5 protein-coding genes are annotated in these 5,301 nt (G+C 65.1%); 2 read left to right on the top strand and 3 right to left on the bottom strand.

Features of this window, described 5'->3' with window-relative positions:
• Positions 1-1,039: FAD-dependent monooxygenase (locus ACNPN0_RS14595; RefSeq protein ID WP_448938382.1), on the bottom strand; the 1,039-nt coding region annotated here is incomplete at its 3' end.
• A 13-nt stretch (positions 1,040-1,052) separates the two neighbouring features.
• Positions 1,053-2,390, bottom strand: coding sequence for an MFS transporter (locus ACNPN0_RS14590; RefSeq protein ID WP_448938383.1), 1,338 nt, complete (start codon positions 2,388-2,390; stop codon positions 1,053-1,055).
• 145 nt (positions 2,391-2,535) lie between these two features.
• Here ACNPN0_RS14590 and ACNPN0_RS14585 point away from each other — a divergent pair, with 145 nt between their 5' ends.
• The gene (locus ACNPN0_RS14585; protein ID WP_448938384.1) at positions 2,536-3,339 is read left to right on the top strand and encodes an IclR family transcriptional regulator; all 804 of its coding nucleotides are present in this window, start codon (positions 2,536-2,538) and stop codon (positions 3,337-3,339) included.
• On the opposite strand, the gene ACNPN0_RS14580 is transcribed toward ACNPN0_RS14585, so the two are convergent.
• Positions 3,291-4,592 (bottom strand): DUF3500 domain-containing protein, encoded by a 1,302-nt coding sequence (locus ACNPN0_RS14580; protein ID WP_448938385.1) that lies wholly within the window; start codon positions 4,590-4,592, stop codon positions 3,291-3,293. The two genes, ACNPN0_RS14585 and ACNPN0_RS14580, sit on opposite strands and share 49 nt — an antisense overlap.
• Before the next feature lie 179 nt (positions 4,593-4,771).
• Between ACNPN0_RS14580 and ACNPN0_RS14575 the strand changes: the two genes are divergently transcribed.
• Positions 4,772-5,301 (top strand): fumarylacetoacetate hydrolase family protein (locus ACNPN0_RS14575; RefSeq protein WP_448938943.1); only part of this gene is annotated, 530 nt, incomplete at its 3' end.

Below are 5,301 nucleotides of genomic sequence, written 5' to 3'. Positions count from 1 at the left end.
AGCCCTGCACGACTGCCGCCAGTTTCCAGGCCAGATTGCTGGCGTCGCCAATGCAGGTGTTGAATCCGTGCCCGCCCCAGGGCGGGTTGAGGTGGGCCGCATCCCCGACCAGGTAGATCCCCGGCCGGCCGTAGGAGGAAGCCAGCAGCATCCGTGCGGTCCACGGATCGGTGGCCAGGATTTCCAGGTCGATGTCCTTTCCCGCCATGGTCCTGATGGCCGCGGCGGCATCGAAGTCCGGGTCATCGGCAGCCACGCCCTGGATGATGGCCCACCAGGTGTTGTCCAGATCCATGCGGCCGATCATGCCGCAGACCCCTTCGGACAGCGCCCAATACTGCACCGCGGGGTCCAGACTGGCCTTCTGCCCCAGCTGCGCCGAGGTGAATACTACGCTGACGTTGGACAATGCTGCAGACCCGCCTTCGAGGCGGATGCCCAGCGACTTGCGCACCACGGAACTTGCACCGTCAGCGCCGACGACAAAATCGGCCCGCACGGTGCGGAGATTGCCGTGGGCATCTTCGCAGCTGACCTGATGCAGCCCGAATCCGTAGCCGGTAGGCTCATCCAGCTCGGCAACGCTGATGGCCTTGTAACCGTACCAGCAGGTGATCAGCGGGTTGCTGGCCACCTGCGCGCGGAGCACTTCTTCGACTACCGGCTGAGGAATCTGCTGCCCGCATTCGGGTTGCCAGCGATACGGCCCGAGCGAGAGCTGGAACGCTTCGTGGAATCTGGTGATCTCGTAGCCGCTGAGGGTAGAGCAGAAGATGACATCCTGCGAATAGCTGGTGGGCAGCGCCGCGGCCTGGCGCAGCGCATCGGCCAGCCCCAGGCGCCGCAGGTGGGTCATCGTGCGGGCATTGGTGGTCTTGGCTCTCGGGCGCAGCCGGTCTATATCCGTGCGCGGTTCCACCAGCACGCTGGGAATGCCGTGTTGGGCGAGGTCCAGGGCGAGGAACAGGCCGCTGGGGCCGCCGCCGCAGATGGCCACGGGAGCGTGCGCGGAGGTGGGGGCTTGCTGTGTGTTGTTCATGGTTTTCCTGTCGTCACTTCGAGCTCGGCAGCGTCGCCGATTGCTCCGGCCGGGTAGGGGGATTGGGCGTGGCAGGCGCGCCGGGCGCGACACGGGGCAGGGTCAGCATGAGGGCTGCCCCGAAGACCGCGGGAATGGCGAAGGCGATGGCTGCTCCGGGCACTCCGGTACCAGTGGCGATGATCATGGCGCCGTAGGTCGGCCCGGCAATTGCGCCCAGACGCCCGACGGCCAGGGCCCAGCCCAGTCCCGTAGCCCGGATGCCGCCCGGGTAGAACTGCGCAATGTAGTCGTTGATCTGGTTTTGCGTTCCCATGCCGCCAAAGCCGGTCAGCGCCACCAGCAGCATCATGAGCGCGGTCCCGGGATTGGAAGTCATCAGCAGCAGGGCCGCGGCGGCGGTGGAGAATCCGAAGACCACCAACGGCTTGACCCCGATTCGCTGGCCGACCAGCGAAGCGATGACCGTGCCGAGCATGGCTCCGAGGGAATAGGCCAGCAGGAAGGACACCGAGGAGCCCATGCCGTAGCCTGCATTGCGCATGATCTGCGGCAGCCAGGTGCTGACGCCGAACATGGTCAGCATGGACAGCAGCGTGACCAGCCAGATGCGCAGGGTGCGTGCCCTGAGCCCGGTGCCCAGCAATTGGCGCGTCGGGGAGTGACGTGCGGCTTCGCCAAGAGCCTGCGGGGCTGCCGGTGGGAGGACCAGGCCGTAGTCCCGTGAAATTTCCCGGGCCGTCTCCGGGCGTCCTGCGGCCATGAGGTAGGCGGGGGACTCGGGGAGGAATTTCGAGGCCAAGGCCGCAGCAAGGAATCCGAAGCAGCCCAGCGCATAGACGGGGCGGAAGGAGTAGTTCTCGATGAGCAGCATCGAGCTCAGCGACGCCGCGACAGTTCCCAGCGCGGGGCCGGTCAGCACGATTCCCAAGGTGAGCGACTTGCGTTCGGGCAAGGCGAATTCGTTGGCCAAGGCCACCGCTGTGGGGAGCAGCCCGCCCACGCCGAAGCAGGCGATGAACCTGGCTGCCGCGAAGAGCTCCCAGGTGGGAGCGAAGGCGCAGGCCAGCATGAACGTCGAGAAGAGCAGGACCGAGCCGATGAGGATTCGCCGCCGGCCCAGCTTATCGGTCAATATTCCCACGACCAGCGAGCCAATCAGCATGCCAACCAGGGCCAGGCTTCCTACGGCTCCGGCTTGGGCCGCGGTGGCGTTAAAAGGCTCTTGGCCGATGATCGCCGGCAGCGTGGTGCCGTAGACGTAGAGATCGTATCCATCGGCGATGAGGCTCAGCCAGCAAATGAAGTACACAATGGTTCGTGACCGATGGGTGGCCGATAGCGCTGTCATCGTTCTCTCCCTTGAAAAGATGTTGGGCTGTGGTGCCGCGAATGCGGGCCCTGAAAGAATCTTGCGGTTTTTGACCCTTCACGTGAGCATGTGTTTCAATCAGTGAAACAAAATTTGTGCGATAGATCACGATGGGTGGGTGTGCGTGAGTGCTGCAGGTGGACGCCCGGCGCAGGGCGAACCGGTGATTGATCGGGCTTTCGCGATCCTCGGGGCCTTTGACGGCACTCGACGCGTCCTGTCGATTTCAGAGATTTCCCGGATCACGTCGATTCCCAAGGCCACGACGTGGCGGATCATCGGGCAATTGACACGACGGGGCGCATTGGAAAAAGCCGAGGATGGGCACTATGTCGTCGGCGTGCGCATGTGGGAGTTGGCTTCATTGGCCCCACGGGGGCAGGGAATCCGCGATATCGCCCTGCCCCACCTCGAGGATCTCTATGCGGCAACCGGACACCATGTCATTCTGGCCATCCGCGACGGAGGCGAGGCGGTCATGGTGGATCGCCTGTCCTCTCCGCAGGCGCCCGAGGTGGCCTATCGTGTGGGCGGTCGCATGCCTCTGCGCGGCACTGCGGTGGGCCGGGTGCTGCTGGCGCATTGCCCGCTGGCCGAGGCCAACGAAATCCTGGCGCAGGGGCCGGTGCAGGAGCCTGGCGGAATGCTTCTGGGCGAAGCTGAAATGCGCCAGGTGCTGGCGCACGTGAAGCAGACCGGATTCAGCGTGGTGCGCAGAACTCTGCCCAGCCAGACGGTCTCGGTGGCGGCCGGCATCAGGGACGGGAGCGGCAAGGTGGTGGCAGCGCTGTCGGTTATCACGCCCGAGGGGGCTGCGGCGCCGCAGGCGCTTTGGCCAGCAGTGGGCACCGCCGCCAGGACAATTTCCCGGAGCCTGGGCTACAAGCCCGCCTCAGCCCCTGGATATGTGGCGGAACTCAGATCCTGAGCGGCTGGTTGCTGGTTGGCTTGCTGCCACTGGCGGACCCAAGCGCGGCCATAGTCGTTCCCGTGGGGAGTGCGCATGACCGTATGCACGTGGAACCGCTGGGGCGTCGAATAGTCGAGGAAGACGCCGCAGTGGTGATCGAGTTCCACGATGATCGCCGGCGACTGGATGCGGTAGTAGAAGACGTCACTCGGCTCGTTGCCGCCAATCCAGCAGAACCAGGTTTCCTCCAGATGCTCTCCGAGCTCGCGCAGGCGGGCAGCCCGGGGACCGCTGGGCAGCGGTGCGATGAATTCGCCGAGGATCTTGAAGACCAGCTCCTGGGCATCGGCTTCCATGCTCGCCACCTTCAGGCCTTCGAAGGGGATGACGCGGTTGTCCTGGAAGGCTCCGGCCAGGTGCCGTTCGTCGCCCGGATGCACCCGGCCTTCGGGCATGGCGGGGTCCACCATCTGCTGGTAGAGCGTGGCTTCCTTGCGCTGTCCGGGTGGCAGGGCCGCCATCAGCTCGGTGGCGAGGTCGACGCGCCTGTCGAAGGCGCGCAGGCCGCGCTGTGGCCCCTCATCGATTTCATTGGGTTCCGCTCCGAAGAAGACCGGGCCCAGGGCCATGCGTCCCTCAACCACCAGGCAATTGACGGCGCAGTGGTGCCCGAACAGCTGCCAGCCCCAGGGGTGTTCCGGGTGCGGCGTGCCGTAGAGCGCGAAGTTGTAGCTGAATTCGTTCAGAATCGATTCCAGCCCCACGGTTTCGCCGAGGAACCCGTTGATCAGCATCATGCCGTGGGCCAGTTCGTAGCCCTCGGGGCTCAGCGAGGCCTTGACCAGTGCCAGCGCCTTTTCGCGCACGGCTGCCGGCTGGAATTCCAGCCGGAGCCCGGTGTCGAATTGCATGAATTCCGGATTGGCCCAGGTCTGCCACTGCACCGCGTCGACCGGATGCATCAGCCGCTCCCGGCCTTCGGTATCGAGGCAGCCCAGCAGCGCCTCGGCCGCCTCGATCATTTGTGCCACCGGGGCCTGCTCGCCGGGGCGGGCCGGGGCCAGCGGGTGCAGATCCGGGCGCAATGCGCCGGTTTCGGTGACGCCGCAAAATGGCTGCAGGTACAGCGGGGTCCATCCCTTGATGAGTTCGCCGGTGAAGCTGCCCGGGGCCTTGGCCGCTTGCCGGTATTCATAGGCGTCCAGCCCCTTCACCTGCGCAATGCGGGGATGGTTTTCGGGAAAGAGGTAGCGGCGGAATTCGGCGGTCATGGGTTCACTCCTTCGTGCCCGGGGCGGGAAAGGCGCCTGGGGCCCAGATTAGCGGTGGTGCGTGGAGGGATCCCGGGCTGTACATGGGCCCGGATCTATGTCATGCTCCAATTCAAACATAAAAGGTGCGAATCTTTTAGACCTTTTAGCCGAGCACGGGAATTGACGGAGGAAAACCCATGAGAATTGTTGGCATCCTGGAACAAGACGGACAGGTCAACGTGGCATCCTTGTCCGACGACGGGCACACGGCGCAGATTCTGGCAAGCCTGGAGGAGTTCTGGTCATCGCCCTCCGGCTATTTGGACGGAGTGGGTCGCGGAAAGCCGGTTCCGGCAGCGGATCTGCAATTCGTCCCGCCGGTGCTGCCCGGGGCGCGGGTCATCTGCATCGGCCTGAACTACCTCAAGCACGTGGCCGAAGGAACCTACCGGGATGCGCAGCTGCCTGAATACCCCACGCTGTTCGCCCGCTGGACCCAGTCCCTGAGCGTGGACGGTGCCGAGGTCCCGGTTCCCTCCGGCGAGGATGGGCTGGACTGGGAAGGGGAAATCGTTGCCTGGGTCGGTGGCACCCTGGTCGACGCCACAGCCGACGAAGCACTGGAAGCGGTCCTCGGCTATTCGGCCTTCAATGACCTGACCGCGCGCCGGGCGCAGAAACTGACCTCGCAGTGGATTCTGGGCAAGAATCCCGACAAGTCCGGCGC

The organism is Glutamicibacter sp. AGC84 (genome assembly GCF_053543575.1).
Note: the sequence above shows the minus strand (reverse complement) of the source record. Positions and strands in the feature narration are given on the sequence as shown.

What these genes read in the sequence shown, in the direction of transcription:
- ACNPN0_RS14590 (WP_448938383.1), bottom strand. Translation starts at nt 2,390, where the DNA reads ATGACAGCGCTATCGGCCACCCATCGGTCACGAACCATTGTGTACTTC.
- ACNPN0_RS14580 (WP_448938385.1), bottom strand. Translation starts at nt 4,592, where the DNA reads ATGACCGCCGAATTCCGCCGCTACCTCTTTCCCGAAAACCATCCCCGC.